The following is a 14,713-nucleotide window of genomic DNA, read 5'->3' as shown; positions in this document are numbered from 1 at the left end:
TCTGGGTACTGCTTCTGGGCGCGAACCGGACAACGCGGGCGGCACCGACTGCGGGACAGTCGATTGGAGGTGGAGCGTGAGCGAACCGCGCAAACTCGAAGTGCTGCGCGCCATCGTGGAGGACTACGTCCATTCGCGTGAGCCCGTTGGTTCCAAAGCGCTCGTTGAGCGGCACCATCTTGGCGTGTCCAGCGCCACGATCCGAAATGACATGGCGGCGCTGGAGGACGAAGGCCTGATCACGGCACCGCACACTAGCGCAGGCCGGATCCCCACCGACAAGGGCTACCGGCTTTTCGTTGACCAGATTTCAGCGGTGAAGCCATTGTCTTCGGCCGAGCGCCGGGCCATCCAGGCGTTGCTGGAAGGATCCGAGGACCTCGACGACATCCTCGACCGGACCGTGAGGCTCCTCTCCCACCTGACCAACCAGGTCGCCGTCGTGCAGTATCCGCTGCTCAGCCGAGCCAAGGTGCGGCACATAGAATTCGTGCTGCTGGCCCCCCGGAAGGTGCTGATTGTCCTCATAGCGGACACCGGCAAAGTGGAGCAGCGCGTCATCGACGTCGGGCAGGACCTTCCCGACGACGCCCTGGCGGAGCTGCGTACACGGTTCCTGGCGAGCCTCTCCGGAACGCCGTTGAGCCTGCTGCCCCAGCTTCTGCCCACGGTCGTCGCCAGTGGCGCGCCGGCGAGCCGCGGAGCGGCCCAGGCCCTGGCCCGCGGCCTTGAAGCCCTGGCCACGAGCAGTCGCGAAGAGCGGATGGTCATGGCCGGTACCGCGAATCTGGCACGCTCCAATGTGGACTTCCCGCTCAGCATCGGCCCCGTGCTGGAGGCGCTCGAGGAGCAGGTGGTCATGCTCCGCCTGCTCAGCGAAATGGCCGAAGACCCGCGCGGCGTAACCGTCAGCATCGGCCGGGAGAATCCGTACGTCGGTCTTGCCGAGGCCTCGGTCGTGGCCACTGCCTACGGGCCGGACGCCACGGCCAAGGTCGGCGTCCTTGGACCCACCCGGATGGACTATCCCACCACCATGGCCGCCGTCCGCGCGGTGGCCCGTTACCTTTCGAGGATCCTGGGGCCCTGACGGGCCCGGGACCGAACGCGACTTCTTGCCCCACAGGCAGTGCCCCACCGGCAGTATGAAAAGGAAGAGATACACACTTTGAGCAGCCACTATGACGTTCTTGGAGTCTCCCGCGACGCAACGGGGGAGGAGATCAAGAAGGCCTACCGGAAACTGGCCCGGACCCTGCACCCGGACGTGAACCCAGGAGAAGACGCCTCGGACCGGTTCAAGGCCGTCACCCACGCCTATGAGGTCCTCTCCGATCCGCAGAAACGCCGGGTGTATGACACCACCGGCAACGAGAACGGCACCGACAACGGCTTCGGTGGCGGCAGCTACTCAGGCCAGGGCTTCGCCTTCCAAGACATCTTCGAGACCTTCTTCGGGGCGGGCGGCGGCCAGGGCGGCCCGGCGTCCCGTGTCCGCCGCGGCCAGGATGCGCTGATCAGCGTCCGGATTGACCTGCGCGACGCGGTGTTCGGCGTGAACAAGAAGCTTGAGGTCGACACGGCTGTCGTCTGCCCCACCTGCGAAGGCTCCTGCTGCCGCGAGGGCACCCACCCGGTGCGCTGCGACATCTGTGGCGGCAGTGGCCAGGTCCAGCGCGCTGTGCGCTCCATCCTGGGCCAGGTCATGACCTCGGCGCCCTGCGGGTCCTGTGAGGGCTTCGGCACCGTCATCAAGGACCCCTGCAACGAATGCAGCGGCCAGGGCCGGATCCGCAGCCGCCGCTCGCTGACCGTCAAGGTACCGGCCGGCGTCGGCACCGGCACCCGCATCCAGCTGTCCGGCCAGGGCGAGGCAGGGCCCGCCGGCGGTCCGGCGGGGGACCTGTACGTGGAGATCCGGGTCAACAACGACGCCACGTACGTCCGCGACGGCGACGACCTGCACGCGAGCCTCAACATCCCCATGACGGCCGCCGCACTCGGCACCGAAATTAGCCTCGACACCTTCGACGGGCAGCAGGAGATCGACGTCAGGGCCGGCACCCAGTCGGGCGAGATCATCACACTGCGCGGCCTTGGTGTCACCCACCTGCGAGGCCACGGGCGCGGTGACCTGAAAGTGCACCTGCAGGTCGAAACACCGGGCAAGCTCGACGCCGCCCAGGAAGACCTGCTCCGCCAGCTGGCCAAGCTGCGCGGCGAGCACTTCACGGCCGGAAAGCTCGCGGCCAGCGGCGGCGTCTTCGCTAAACTCCGGGACAGGCTCGGTAACCTGTAGCGGTGAGTAACCCGGTCTTCTTCACCGCCCCCGGCACCTTGGACCAGCAGGTCCCCGGCTCCGCCTTCGTCCTGGAGGGCCCTGAGGCCCGCCACGCCGTCACCGTCAAGCGGATCGCCGTCGGCGAGGCCGTCGACATCGCCGACGGCGCGGGCAAGCGGCTGACCGGCACGGTGACCGCCGCCCTGCCCGGCGAGCTGACCGTCGAGTGCCTCGAGGTTGCCAACGAGCCGCGGCCCGGGACCCGGCTGGTCCTGGTCCAGGCCCTCGCCAAAGGCGACCGTGACGAACTTGCGGCCGAAACGGCCACCGAGCTGGGCATCGACGCCGTCATTCCCTGGCAGGCGGAGCGGTCCATTGTGCGGTGGAAGGCTGAACGGGCCGCGAAGGCGCACGCCAAATGGCAGTCGGTGGTGACAGCAGCAGCCAAGCAGGCGCGCAGGGCCTGGATACCGGAGGTCCGGGCGGCAGTGGACGGCGCCGGTCTGCAGGCGGCCGTGGCGGCCGCAGATCTCGCGGTCATCCTGCACGAAGATGCCGTCCGACCGCTGCGGCACGTACTCGAATCATGGCTGGCAACCGCGCAGCCCGGCGACAGCGGGTCCCGTGAAGTGCTGCTGATCGTGGGCCCTGAAGGCGGCATCAGCCCGCGGGAGGTGACCCGGTTGTGCGACGCGGGGGCGGTCACGGCCCTGTTGGGCCACCATGTGCTGCGCTCGTCCACCGCGGGGCCCGCCGCCACCGTACTGGCCAGCGACATCCTCGGCCGCTGGTAACCGGCGGCCGGCGTCGTCGCTTCTTGACGCGCAAGACCATTTGACGCGAAAGACTATTTAACCGTGAAGCCGCGGGTGTCCTGGAACACTTCCTTGGCGCTGTCCGACGCGTCCACCTGGGACACCCGGACCTCGTAACGGCCCGGGCCGAGGTTCACGGACAAGGTAAACAGCCCGGACTTGACGGAGTCGGCCGAGGCCGTGGCGTTGCCGTTGAGATAGGCCGTCTTGTCGTTGTCGCCGTCACCGTCGACTTTGAGGATCGCCCAGCGGAGCTTCCCGCCCTGGACGGTGCTCCGGCCGCTGATCTTGACCGAACCGTCAGCCACGGAGGTGCCTTCCTGCGGATCAATGATCCACACAGGTGCCACCATCCCGGCGCTGCGGGACGTCGGCTCGCCCAGCCGGACATGGTTGAAGGCCACGTAGTCCGTGTGACCGTCAACCAGCACAACCACCTGGATCTGCTGTCCGGCATCGATAAGGCCTGCGCTGGCCGCGGCAGCCGTCGCCGTGTAGACGAGCTGCTGGATGGCGCGCTCGGCCATGGCCGCATCCACGTTGCTGTTGAAGGCATCCGCCGAGACATCCACCGTGATGACATTCTTGCCGGAAATCGACGTCGCGAGCTTCTTCGGGTTTTGCCAGGGCGTGAAGAAATCCGGGTCCAGCGGCTTCTGGGACATCATCACCCGCAGGGCGCGGGTGACGGGGTTGTCCTGGTCAGGGACGTCACGGAACTCGCGGTAGAGGAACGCGTTGTCATTGCTCCGGCCGATCCAGTACACCGGAGCCTTGTTCGACGTCTGGGCTGTTTCGAGCGGAGCGCTGGTGGTGGGCACACCCGACGCCGGGACGGGAATGAGCTCCGACGGGCTGCTGGAGTTCGTGATGCCGCTCTGCGGCGTCGCCACGCAGCCGGACAGGAGGAGGGCGGCGGGCAGCGCCAGCGCCAGCGCGGCGCGGCGGACGCGCCCCACCGATGAGTGCTGAACTTCACGCTTCCTGATGCCGCTGTCCCTTCTTATGCCCCGCGTTCCGCGGCGATGATCCGTTGTAGCCGTCGTAGACCGCTCGTGACCGCCCCATCCTTCACCTGCCGGAGAGCAGCCCGGCGATCCTGGGACAGCCGGATTCCAGCATGGCACACCGGCACGGCGCGACAGCCGGGTTTCGGTCCCGGCGCCGGAACTGCAACGGGAACGATATGAGGCCGATACAAAGTTGATACCTAATTCGTTCGGTTCTGTCCTGCAATGAGCTCCCGGACTGGCCCCTCGTGCAGGGCCAGATAAACATCGTCCCGGATCTGATTCGCCTCTGCATCCGTCATGGTCCGAGCGAGGGGACGCAGCACCAGACGTATTAGTGCGTTGGCCTGCCCATCGCAGATGCGAAGTCGTTCCTGCGCTTTTACCGGAAGGTCTCCATACGAAGTTAGGGCCAAGAGTTCGACGCTTTCCAGGTCCTCGGCCTTTTCGCCTAATGCTGTTCGCACTCGGTCACCGAGCACTTCGGTATCCATGTCCGCGGGAACCACGATGGAGATGTCCCTGCGGATGGATGGCATCTGGGAGACCGGTTTCCACCGGGACAGGTCCAGCATCTGCTGTTCGATTCTCTCGTCCGTCGACCTAAGCAACCTGATGTCGGGGATGCCTTTGCGGAGCATCAGGGCCCGGTCCAAACCCATCCCAAGAGCCAGGCCAGACCACCTTGTGGGATCCAGGCCGGCTTCGGAGAACAGATGAGGTGCCATGAGCCCGCATTCTGCGAGTTCGAGCCACTCTCCCTCCATGAGGACATCGACCTGCAAGCCTTCTCTGGTGTAGGGATGAACGGCTGGAACTGCGCGCCATCGTGCCCCTGGAAGCACCGCCTTCACCAGCGATCCGATCATGTCCTGCAGGTTCTCTGCGTCGAGTCTTTCTAGCGAGCTGACGCGCCACAGGTCGACCTGGTGGGGAGTTCCCACGTGGGTGCGGTCGACGCAGTCGCGTCGATAGACCAGACCGGGGACGGCCCAGAGTTCGTCCGTGGATGCGTCGTCGTCCAGTGCCCGCAGCTGCGACGGGATGGATGCCGACGTGTGGCTGCGGAGCATGACCGTTGGACTGAGGTAGCGGGAGTACCTTTGGTCCCGCGTGACGTCCGATGCGTTGAACCCCAAACGATCGTAATTGTCGGCCACACTCACGAGGGGGCTGTGGCGGACGATTCGTCCTGGCACTGCCCATTCATGGCAGAGAGCGTCGATGATGCCCTGCAACAGCGGCTGCATCGCATGGGGCCGGCCGTCCGGATCTGAAAGATCGCGGATGGTCAAAGCGTCGTGGAGCTCGGAGGGACGGAGATGTGCTCTGTCTGGCTTGAGCAGCCCTCGAAGGCCCGGGCGAATGGATCACTTTCGCGGCAGCCGGCACAGAGACGATCCGCAAGAATGTTCAGGGGGCCTGGGTAGCCCCGGTTCTGGGAGGCGCGTCTTTCCGAAGAACAATGGCTGCGACTGCGCCGGCAGATGCGATGAGGACCAATGGAGTTTGGAAGACGGCGGCCAGAATGGCGAAGCCTGAATCTGCTGCGGGTTCCGACGACGAAAATATCGACGCCACGTCGATCATCAACGCAACCGCATATCCGGCGTAGAAGCAAAGCCGGATGGCCATGGCGTCAGTATGGCATTGCTCGTAAAGTGGCTTCCCTCGCGGCCCTACTTTTACTGCGGGTCCCGGCCACGGAACAACAGGGTCAAAGCTAGGCTGGGCAGATGGAATACCAGATCCGCCAGGCCGCGGTTGAGGATGCTGATGCCGTAGTTCGGATGCACACCCTGGCCCATGAGGAATGCTACGGGCACCTTTTGCCCTCGGAATTCTTCGATGCGCGCCGTGCCAGCATCCCGGAGCGCGTGGAAAAACGTCGAGCGTATCTGGACAGCGCTCAGCCTCGAATCATCGCCTTGGACGCGAGCGATGAAATCGTTGGATTTGCCGACGCAGGTACGGGACGTGACCATGACTTGCCCGGAGAATTTGAGCTTTACTCCATCTACACTCTGAGGCGCACGCATGGCACTGGGCTCGGTGTCGCGCTGCTGAAGGCCGCACTCGGCGATTTACCCGCCTATCTGTGGGTGCTCGAGGCCAACGCCCGCGCCCGGGCCTTCTATGCCAAGAACGGTTTTAGGCCCGATGGGAAACGCAAGTTGCTTTCACCCGACTGGGAGGAACTACCTGAGATACGGATGGTCCGGTCTGACATATAACCGGGCAACGTGCCACGCTGGGCGTCAACTGAGGTCACCCGCCGTCCCGTGCGTTACCAGGTGGTGTTGACCGCTGAAAAGACGAGAGAATCCCGCCAATGCCCACGAATGATTTTGTCCGCCCTCCGCAATCCGACCTGGACCATACCCATCTTTTCCAGCACCCTCGCCGAAGCGGTGGTCTGCAGGTTGCGGTAACGTCCCGCAGTCTGAGGGTTTCTTTGCCGAATCTGAGGAGGGAGGCTGCGGCCTCAGTGGCATACCCGCGGCCCCAGTGGTCAGCATCAATCACGTACCCGAGTTCGCCCCGGCCCTGATCAACGGCGAGCCCGACAGAACCAAAAGGGTAGCCACCCGGAAAGGTGACAGCGAGAGTGAAGTTTGTCCGGCTCGCGCCGCGTTGCGCCCCCACGCACATTTCGAGGAATTCCTGAGTTTCGCCGGTTGTATTCGGTCCCCAGTCCACGAAATCGGCGATTCTCACATCAGAAGCGAACGAATGTACCGCTGCGAAATCATCCATCGTGTACTCGCGCAGCAGGAGACGCTCAGTCTGCAATTCCATGTCTTCATCATGCCGTAGCCGACGCATCGGCCTCGCTGAAGGGGAGCAGGTCTGGATTCACACGGACTTGCAACCAGGAAACCTTATGATTGCCGACGCGCGGCTCGCCGGTGTCCTCGACTGGGGAGGCCATTGGCGATCCGGCGGTCGACCTCATCGTCGCCTGGAACCTGCTCGAGGATAAAGGACGCGCCGCATTTCGCGATGCAGTAGGCGTTGACCAGACGACGTGGGAACGCGGCCGCGCTTGGGCACTGTCGATTGGAATCATCACCTATCCCTACTATGTCCACACCAACCCGGCCCTTGCGCGGGTTTCCAGGTATCAAATCGATCAGGTAGTTGCGGACATCTCGCGAACGGCGTGAGGCCGGGCACCTGCCAGCCGAGTGTCAAGGAAGGTAGCCAGCCGGTTTGGGCATCAGCTAGCACTCCGTAGCCGGCGCCTTCGTCTTCCTGGAAGCAAGGACCCCTCCAAAGGGTTCGCCAATTCCTTATTGGAGGGAGGCTGTCAGGCGCGCCAGGTTGTCGAATACTTTTTGGGCTATGGGCCGCCGGAGCCAGTCCGCGAGCTGCAGCTCACGGCTTTCCACGCGGTACCCGTCTTCGATCCCTCGAATTGCGTCCACAAAACCGCGCCCGTGCACAAGTACGGATACCTCCATGTTGAGGCTGAAGGAACGGACATCCATGTTGCTGGACCCAATTACCGCAACCTCCTCATCGATGGTGAAGTGCTTCGAGTGCAGCACCTTGGGCGACCGGTATAGGTAGATCCTGACGCCGGCGCGGAGCAGTGCCTCGTAGTAGGAACGCTGAGCATGGTAGACCATGCTCTGGTCTCCGACCTCGGAAACAAAGAGCTCGACGCTTAGCCCCCGCGCGGCTGCCGTGACAATAGCCATCAGGATGGATTCGTCCGGGACAAAGTATGGACTGGTGATGCTGACACGCCGCTCAGCTTTGTGGATGAGCGTCGCGTAGAGCTTCAAATTGTTGTCGTTGTCGAAGCTGGGACCGCTGGGCAGGACTTGTGCGTCAATGAGTGCAGAACCGTGGCTGGCGCCTATGGGGCTTGAATCCAGTGGCAGTATCACATCCGTTTCGCTGTACCAGTCCGTCGCGAAGACCGCATCCAGTTCCCGGACCACAGGTCCCTCAACGCGCATCATCAGCTCGTGCCACTGGAGCCCGCGCTTCAGGTTGGCCTTCGTGTCGTAGCTCGCGTCGATGACGTTCTGGGATCCAGTGAATCCCACGCGGCCATCGACGACCAAGATCTTCCGGTGATTGCGCAGGTCAGGCCTCTGCCATTCGCCGCGCCATGGCCGCACCGGCAGCATGGGGCGATATTCCGCCCCTATCTCCTGGAAGAAGTCCAGGGTTTCTTTCCGGCCGGGGAACTTCAGGCCAGCCAAATGATCGGACAGAACCCGGACGTCGACGCCGCGTCGTCTTGCCCGGGCCAACGCTTGAAAATACGGCGTCGTCGTTGCGTCCAGCACCAGGATGTAAAACTCCACGTGCACGTAACTGGTGGCCGAATCAATCTCAGCGATCATGGCATCGAAAGTGCCGTTGTAGTCGCCCAATAGGGTCGCACTATTGCCCGACACCATAGGGAGCGCCCCAAGGTTGCTGTTCAATACCACCGCAGAATGCAGCCACTCCGGCCAGTCAAGGCCGCGGCTAACCAGCGGGCTGCCTTCAGTCCGCGCCAGGACCAGATTGTTGACTTCGCGCTGTTTGTCCCGGCGCGCCTTGGGCAGTTTCGAGTAACCGACAAAGAAAAACGCGATTGCACCAAGGATCGGTATGAAGATTATGGCGAGCACCCAGGCAATAGCAGAGGATGGACGGCGATTCATCGACACGAGGACAGTTGCGACGGTCACGAGCAATATGTGGGCCGCCAGCAGGAGCAAGGCGAACGTTTCAATATCCTGGAAGAATCCGCGCACTGCTGCCTCAACGTTCTTCGATGCCGCGAACGCCGTCAGACGAGCACACGGTTCTTGATTCTTTCTAACTCTTCAGCGCTGCCGGTTCCAGCGTCCAGGAGTTCCTTGGCTTTGGAATGGTTCAATTCCTGAGCGCGAAAGAGGTCACCGATGAGCGCAAAAACACCAAACAGGCAGGCAAAGAATACGGACGCTGTGAGGAACCACCAGAAAATATCCCAAAAGTTTCCCGGGAGACTCATTTGTGATTCCTGCTCTCAAAGTTGCGGCGTCTCGGTGCGACGCCTTCTCGTTTCCGGGACGGTCCGTCCTTCAGCCCTGCCAGTGGAAGGTATGACTATTGTTGGCGTCATGCGTGGCATGGGCCTCACCCGCTGCGGGTGAAATCCCTACGAGGGGACGGAGGGCTTGTCGACGAGGATGGCGGCCTGAGGGTCTTTCTCCATGGCTCTCGGCGAACGCACAAGCTGGGCGCGCATCACAAAACCTTGCTCGGTGAACCGCAGCGCCACGTCGTCGGGGGCGTGCCGTTCTGCACGGAGTTGGACGTCGTGTCCGTAGGCACGGTCAATAGTGCGGTGGCCGCTGCCGGCGTGGAATCCGATGAGGGCCGAGCCGCCTGGGCGGAGCGTTCTCCAGAACTCGCGCGCGATCGCCGGCAGGGCCGTCGGGGGAGAGTGGATGATCGAATACCAGGCCAGGATGCCGTCTGCAGCGGCGTCGGCTGCCGGCAGGTCAGTCAGCTCTCCGACTTCGAACGACAGCTCGGGATGCAGCTGCTGCCCGACCCGGACCATTTCGGGCGACAGGTCGACGCCGCTGACGTTCAGCCCGGCGTGGCTGAGGTAGCTGGTCATTCGTCCGGCACCGCATCCGACGTCGATCAACTGTGTCATACGCGGATCTGACGTCCAACAGGTTCTCGGAGTTTGGCATCGACCGAGCCTAGCGGCCATGGCCGGCGAACCCCAGTTACCCGGATGCCGCCGGCAGCCCGCGGTCCAGGTCCCTACGGTCCGCAAGGTTCCCAGGCGGTGCCGAATTTTTACGTCATGCAACGGGTCCGTGACGCGCTGTGTCGCTGCGCGACTGTGCGTTGCAGCCGGGCTTGGGAAGCCGGGTCCGCGGTGGTTGATTGGGGTTTCCAGCGTCGAAAGGACCCGCCATGACGGAACAAACTGATCTCAGCCCGAGGACACTCCGCCACATTCTCGGACACTTCGCCACCGGCCTGACGGTGATCACGGCAGCAACGAAGCACGGGCCGGCMGGGTTCACGTGCCAGTCCTTCTCCTCCCTGTCCCTGGAGCCGGCCCTTGTCACCTTCAGCCCGGCACGGACGTCCACCACCTGGCCGCTGCTGCGTGAGGCGGGCCGGTTTACCGTGAACATCCTGCCCGCAGAACATCAGCATCTCGCGGGGCAGTTCGCGCGGTCGGGAACGGAGAAGTTCGCCGGCGTTGAGCACTCGCCCTCGCCCTTGGGCAACCCCGTCCTGGACCAGGCACTGGCCTGGGTGGATTGCGAACTGCACCAGGAGTACGACGGCGGGGACCACACGATCGTCGTCGGCGCCGTCCGCGCCCTGGGCGCACGACCCGGCGCCGAGCCCCTGCTCTTCTACAAGGGAGACTACGTCGGTGTCCGGTCCGGCGCCGGCGCGCTGGAGAGCGTGGCATGACCATGCTGCAGTCGCTGTCCCGCTTGTGGGCAGCCTGGGCCTTGACGGCGRCACGGCCGGCTCGGCCCGGCCGCGGGGACGATGCGGAGCGGGGGAGCGCTGTACAGCCGTTCCCGGTTACCGGCGCCCACTGGCTGGATGGGTGGGTCGGCTTCGGAAACACCGACGTGTAACGCCCGACGCCGGTTCCCCGTACGGCGTCGGGCGCGCCGCGCTGGCGTAAGATGGAAGCACCCGTTGACCCGGGCCGCGGGCGGTGCGAACCGCCGTCGGTACGGATCACGGCGACCGACCATATTCATACTGGAGGGGACCAGAGGCCCGCGGGCCAACACCATGACTGAAGCAGCGAACGGCAAGGCCCGGTTCAGCGCCCGAGAACGCACCGCAGGGGAATTCCCCCACTCCCTACCAGGGCTGCGGACGGAGGTGGTCGTGTTCGACGACTCAGAACAGATGGTCCAGTCGCTGGGCAGCCATGACGAAGCCTTAAGGTTCATCGAAAACCAGTTCCCCGCCGTCGATTTCCATGTCCGCGGGAATGAGCTTGCCATCAGCGGTCCTGCCGCCGACGTGCCGCGCATCATGCGCCTGCTCAACGAGGTGCGCGGGCTGGTGGCCAGGGGCACCGTCATCACCCCGGCCGTCCTGCAGCAGCTCGTCTCCCTGCTCCGCAGCCAGTCACTGCAGAACCCCGTGGAAGTGTTGACCACCAACATCCTCTCCACCCGCGGGAAGACCATCCGGCCCAAGACGCTGAACCAGAAGAACTATGTGGACGCGATCGACGCGAACACGGTGATCTTTGGGATCGGGCCGGCCGGTACCGGCAAGACCTACCTGGCGATGGCCAAGGCGGTCCAGGCACTGCAGCAGAAGGAAGTCAGCCGCATCATCCTGACCCGTCCCGCCGTCGAGGCGGGGGAGCGGCTAGGCTTCCTGCCGGGCACCCTGAGCGACAAGATCGACCCCTACCTGCGGCCCTTGTACGACGCCCTGCACGACATGATGGACCCCGAATCCATTCCGCGCCTCATGGCCGCCGGCACCATCGAAGTCGCCCCGCTGGCCTACATGCGCGGCCGGACGCTGAACGACGCCTTCATCATCCTCGATGAGGCCCAGAACACCACGCCGGAACAGATGAAGATGTTCCTGACCCGTCTGGGCTTCGGCTCCAAGATGGTGGTCACCGGGGACATCACCCAGGTGGACCTGCCCTTCGGCACCCGCTCGGGGCTCAGGATCGTCGAGGAGATCCTGCAGGGGATCGAGGACGTCAACTTCTCGATCCTGGATGCCTCCGACGTCGTCCGGCACCGCCTGGTCGGGGATATCGTCAACGCCTACAGCATCTGGGACGAAGTCCAAAGGAACCGGGTCAAGCACTCCGTTGCCCGGGAAACGCGGGGAGAACACGCATGAGCATTGAGGTCAACAACGAATCCGGCGTCGTCGTGGACGAGTCGGAGCTCGTGGCTCTGTCGCGTTTCATCTTCGAAAGCCTCTACATCCACCCGCAGGCGGAACTGTCCATCCTGCTGGTGGACGAACCGGCCATGGAAAAGCTCCACCTTGAACTGATGGACGAACCCGGCTCCACCGATGTCCTTTCCGTGCCTATGGACGAGCTCACCCCGGGCACGCCGGACAAGCCGACGCCCCAGGGCATGCTCGGCGACATCGCCATCTGCCCCCAGGTGGCCGAGGTCCAGGCCCGCAACGCCGGCCACTCCACCCAGGACGAGATGCTGCTGCTGACCACGCACGGCATCCTGCACCTGCTGGGCTATGACCACGCGGAGCCGGAAGAGAAGGAAGAGATGTTCGGGCTGCAGCGCGAACTGCTGACCGCCTTCACCGGCAAAGCGGCCCCGTCCGAGACGGTTCAGTGACCCCACTGATCCTGGCCGGCATGGCGCTGGTGTTCCTTAGCTTTGCCGCGGTGCTCACCGCTGCCGAGTCCGCTTTCAACTTCCTGCCCCGGCATGATGCCGAGCAGGCGGTCCTGCACAGCAGGGGCACGTCGCTCAAACGCATCCTGGCGCAGCCCGTGGGGCACATGCGCGCCCTCCGGTTCTGGCGGGTCTGGTTCGAGATGGCAGCCGCCGTCGCCGTGACCGTCCTCCTCTACAGCATGCTGGACAACGTCTGGCTCGCCGGCCTGGCGGCCACCGGCATCATGGCGGTGGTCGGCTTCGTGATCGTGGGGGTGTCCCCGCGGCAGCTCGGCCGGGTCCACTCAGCCGCCCTGGTCCGGTTCAGCGCCCCGCTGGTCCGGTCCCTCTACGCCGTGCTCGGCCCGATCCCGGGCTGGCTGGTGCGGCTTGGCAGCGTCGTCGCCCCCGGCGCGCCGGCCGACAGCGAGGCGTTTTTCAGCGAAGAGGAATTCCGCGAACTTGTGGACCGGGCCACCGAGTCCGACGTGATCGAGGACAACGAGGCCGAGCTGATTCAGTCGGTCTTCGATTTCGGGGACACCCTGGTCCGCTCAGTCATGGTGCCGCGGACCGACATCCTCACGATCGACTCCGGGTCCAGCCTGCGGCGTGCGATGTCGTTGTTCCTGCGCTCCGGGTACTCGCGGATCCCGGTCATCGGCGAAAACACGGACCAGATCCTGGGCATTGTGTACCTCAAAGACGTCGCCGCCTGCCTCCACAACCTCGGCCCGGACGAGGACCCGCCGGCGGTGGACGAACTCGCCCGCGAGGTCCGCTACGTGCCGGACTCGAAGCTTGTCAGCGACCTGCTCCGCGAACTCCAGAAGGAATCCACGCACGTTGCGATCGTCATCGACGAATACGGCGGAACGGCAGGGCTGGTCACGCTTGAGGACCTCATCGAGGAGATCGTCGGCGAGATCGTGGACGAATACGACACCGAAAGCGCCGAGGCCGTGGCCCTGGGCGACGGAAGCTACCGGGTCAGCGCCCGGATGAGCATCGATGACCTCGGAGAGCTCTTCGACCTCGAGCTMGACGACGACGAAGTGGACACCGTGGGCGGCCTGCTCGCCAAGGCCCTCGGGCGGGTGCCGATTGTCGGCAGCGCCGTCCAGGTCCACGGGCTGTCCCTCCGCGCCGACCGGCTCGAGGGCCGGCGGAACCGCGTCAGCCACATCATTGCGGCCGCCGTAGCAAAAGAACAAACTGACCTTGAAGACCTTCTCGACGAGGCCGCACCAATCCAACAGGGAGTCTCACGTGAGCAAGCAGAATAAGTCCGACGGCGAAGCAGCCTACGGCGGCTACCGGGCCGGGTTCTCGGTGCTGGTGGGGCGGCCCAACGCGGGCAAGTCCACCCTCACCAACGCCCTGGTCGGCCAAAAGGTCGCGATCACCTCGGCCAAGCCGCAGACCACCCGGCACACGATCCGTGGCATCGTGCACCGGGATGACGCCCAGCTGATCCTCGTGGACACCCCGGGCCTGCACCGCCCGCGCACGCTGCTGGGGAAGCGGCTGAACGAACTCGTCGCCGACACCCTCGCCGAGGTTGACGCGATCGGTTTCTGCCTGCCGGCCAACGAGAAGATCGGCCCGGGAGACAAGTTCATCGCCGCCCAGCTCGCCGCCCTCGGCAACAAGCCGATCATTGCGATCGTGACCAAGGCCGACACCGTGGACCGCCAGGGCCTCACCGAGCAGCTGCTCGCCGTCGCCGCCCTGGGCCGCGAGGTCCTCGGCGAGGACGGCTGGAAGGACATCGTCCCGGTCTCCGCCACCGACGGCTTCCAGGTCGAAACCCTTGCCGACGTGCTGATCAGCCACATGCCGGCGTCGCCGCCGCTGTACCCGGACGGGCACCTGACGGACGAACCCGAAGCGGTGATGATCGCCGAACTCATCCGGGAAGCCGCCCTCGAAGGCGTCCGCGACGAATTGCCGCACTCCTTGGCCGTCGTCGTCGACGAAATCGTTCCGCGGGAAGGCCGGCCCGAAGACCGGCCGTTCCTGGACGTCCGCGTCAATCTCTACGTTGAGCGGCCCTCCCAGAAAGCCATCATCATCGGCAAGGGCGGCGCCCGGCTCCGCGAGGTCGGGACCAACGCGCGCAAGGCGATTGAGGCGCTGCTCGGTGCCCGGATCTACCTCGACCTGCATGTGAAAGTCGCCAAGGACTGGCAGCGGGACCCGAAGCAGCTCGTCAAACTGGGCTTCTGA

17 protein-coding genes and 1 pseudogene are annotated in these 14,713 nt (G+C 64.6%); 11 read left to right on the top strand and 7 right to left on the bottom strand.

Features of this window, described 5'->3' with window-relative positions; genetic code table 11:
* The first annotated feature begins 76 nt into the window (after positions 1 to 76).
* The 3 genes from hrcA to AC1D2F_RS04805 all read left to right on the top strand — a co-directional run bounded on the left by hrcA (position 77) and on the right by AC1D2F_RS04805 (position 3,075).
* Positions 77 to 1,090 carry a heat-inducible transcriptional repressor HrcA gene (gene hrcA, locus AC1D2F_RS04815; protein WP_364743522.1) on the top strand — a complete coding sequence of 338 codons (1,014 nt, stop codon included), beginning with the start codon at positions 77 to 79 and terminating at the stop codon, positions 1,088 to 1,090.
* Positions 1,091 to 1,168: 78 nt separating this feature from the next.
* Positions 1,169 to 2,299 (top strand): molecular chaperone DnaJ, encoded by a 1,131-nt coding sequence (gene dnaJ / locus AC1D2F_RS04810; protein ID WP_229993348.1) that lies wholly within the window; start codon positions 1,169 to 1,171, stop codon positions 2,297 to 2,299.
* Between the two features lie 2 nt (positions 2,300 to 2,301).
* Positions 2,302 to 3,075, top strand: a complete 774-nt coding sequence (locus AC1D2F_RS04805) for a 16S rRNA (uracil(1498)-N(3))-methyltransferase (RefSeq protein ID WP_229993347.1) — start codon at positions 2,302 to 2,304, stop codon at positions 3,073 to 3,075.
* A 53-nt stretch (positions 3,076 to 3,128) separates the two neighbouring features.
* On the opposite strand, the gene AC1D2F_RS04800 is transcribed toward AC1D2F_RS04805, so the two are convergent.
* The 3 genes from AC1D2F_RS04800 to AC1D2F_RS04790 all read right to left on the bottom strand — a co-directional run bounded on the left by AC1D2F_RS04800 (position 3,129) and on the right by AC1D2F_RS04790 (position 5,741).
* Complete coding sequence (locus AC1D2F_RS04800) at positions 3,129 to 4,055, bottom strand: GerMN domain-containing protein (protein ID WP_229993346.1); 927 nt, start codon at positions 4,053 to 4,055, stop codon at positions 3,129 to 3,131.
* Positions 4,056 to 4,306: 251 nt separating this feature from the next.
* Complete coding sequence (srmL, locus tag AC1D2F_RS04795; RefSeq protein ID WP_229993345.1) at positions 4,307 to 5,401, bottom strand: PheS-related mystery ligase SrmL; 1,095 nt, start codon at positions 5,399 to 5,401, stop codon at positions 4,307 to 4,309.
* Positions 5,402 to 5,519: 118 nt separating this feature from the next.
* On the bottom strand, positions 5,520 to 5,741 hold the full coding sequence (locus AC1D2F_RS04790) for a hypothetical protein (protein ID WP_229993344.1): 222 nt from the start codon (positions 5,739 to 5,741) through the stop codon (positions 5,520 to 5,522).
* Positions 5,742 to 5,842: 101 nt separating this feature from the next.
* Here AC1D2F_RS04790 and AC1D2F_RS04785 point away from each other — a divergent pair, with 101 nt between their 5' ends.
* On the top strand, positions 5,843 to 6,340 hold the full coding sequence (locus tag AC1D2F_RS04785; RefSeq protein ID WP_364743518.1) for a GNAT family N-acetyltransferase: 498 nt from the start codon (positions 5,843 to 5,845) through the stop codon (positions 6,338 to 6,340).
* Between the two features lie 34 nt (positions 6,341 to 6,374).
* Here the strand turns inward: AC1D2F_RS04785 and AC1D2F_RS04780 are convergent, their stop codons facing one another.
* Positions 6,375 to 6,863: a GNAT family N-acetyltransferase gene (locus tag AC1D2F_RS04780; RefSeq protein ID WP_364743761.1), complete on the bottom strand. Its 489-nt coding sequence runs from the start codon at positions 6,861 to 6,863 to the stop codon at positions 6,375 to 6,377.
* Positions 6,864 to 6,903: 40 nt separating this feature from the next.
* On the opposite strand from AC1D2F_RS04780, the pseudogene AC1D2F_RS04775 reads away from it, so the two are divergent.
* Positions 6,904 to 6,990 (top strand): annotated as a pseudogene (locus tag AC1D2F_RS04775) (hypothetical protein); the annotation flags it as partial.
* A gap of 4 nt (positions 6,991 to 6,994) precedes the next feature.
* Positions 6,995 to 7,273, top strand: a complete 279-nt coding sequence (locus tag AC1D2F_RS04770; protein WP_229993340.1) for a hypothetical protein — start codon at positions 6,995 to 6,997, stop codon at positions 7,271 to 7,273.
* Positions 7,274 to 7,399: 126 nt separating this feature from the next.
* On the opposite strand, the gene cls is transcribed toward AC1D2F_RS04770, so the two are convergent.
* The 3 genes from cls to AC1D2F_RS04755 form a co-directional block, all read right to left on the bottom strand.
* Positions 7,400 to 8,866: a cardiolipin synthase gene (cls, locus tag AC1D2F_RS04765; protein ID WP_229993339.1), complete on the bottom strand. Its 1,467-nt coding sequence runs from the start codon at positions 8,864 to 8,866 to the stop codon at positions 7,400 to 7,402.
* Between the two features lie 35 nt (positions 8,867 to 8,901).
* A complete protein-coding gene (locus AC1D2F_RS04760; protein ID WP_364743514.1) occupies positions 8,902 to 9,108 on the bottom strand; it encodes a hypothetical protein in 207 nt (68 codons plus the stop codon).
* 147 nt (positions 9,109 to 9,255) lie between these two features.
* On the bottom strand, positions 9,256 to 9,822 hold the full coding sequence (locus tag AC1D2F_RS04755) for a class I SAM-dependent methyltransferase (RefSeq protein WP_414645449.1): 567 nt from the start codon (positions 9,820 to 9,822) through the stop codon (positions 9,256 to 9,258).
* Positions 9,823 to 10,031: 209 nt separating this feature from the next.
* On the opposite strand from AC1D2F_RS04755, the gene AC1D2F_RS04750 reads away from it, so the two are divergent.
* The 5 genes from AC1D2F_RS04750 (at position 10,032) to era (ending at position 14,713) form a co-directional block, all read left to right on the top strand.
* Positions 10,032 to 10,547 carry a flavin reductase family protein gene (locus tag AC1D2F_RS04750; RefSeq protein WP_229993336.1) on the top strand — a complete coding sequence of 172 codons (516 nt, stop codon included), beginning with the start codon at positions 10,032 to 10,034 and terminating at the stop codon, positions 10,545 to 10,547.
* A 336-nt stretch (positions 10,548 to 10,883) separates the two neighbouring features.
* Positions 10,884 to 11,972, top strand: a complete 1,089-nt coding sequence (locus AC1D2F_RS04745) for a PhoH family protein (RefSeq protein ID WP_229993335.1) — start codon at positions 10,884 to 10,886, stop codon at positions 11,970 to 11,972.
* Positions 11,969 to 12,442, top strand: coding sequence for an rRNA maturation RNase YbeY (gene ybeY / locus AC1D2F_RS04740; RefSeq protein WP_018773095.1), 474 nt, complete (start codon positions 11,969 to 11,971; stop codon positions 12,440 to 12,442). The genes AC1D2F_RS04745 and ybeY overlap by 4 nt, the downstream gene beginning before the upstream one ends.
* Entirely contained in the window at positions 12,439 to 13,770 is a 1,332-nt protein-coding gene (locus tag AC1D2F_RS04735; RefSeq protein ID WP_229993334.1) for a hemolysin family protein, read from the top strand. The genes ybeY and AC1D2F_RS04735 overlap by 4 nt, the downstream gene beginning before the upstream one ends.
* Entirely contained in the window at positions 13,754 to 14,713 is a 960-nt protein-coding gene (era, locus tag AC1D2F_RS04730; RefSeq protein ID WP_229993333.1) for a GTPase Era, read from the top strand. Before AC1D2F_RS04735 ends, era begins: the two co-directional genes overlap by 17 nt.

Source organism: Arthrobacter sp. P1_B3, assembly GCF_056406615.1.
Note: the sequence above shows the minus strand (reverse complement) of the source record. Positions and strands in the feature narration are given on the sequence as shown.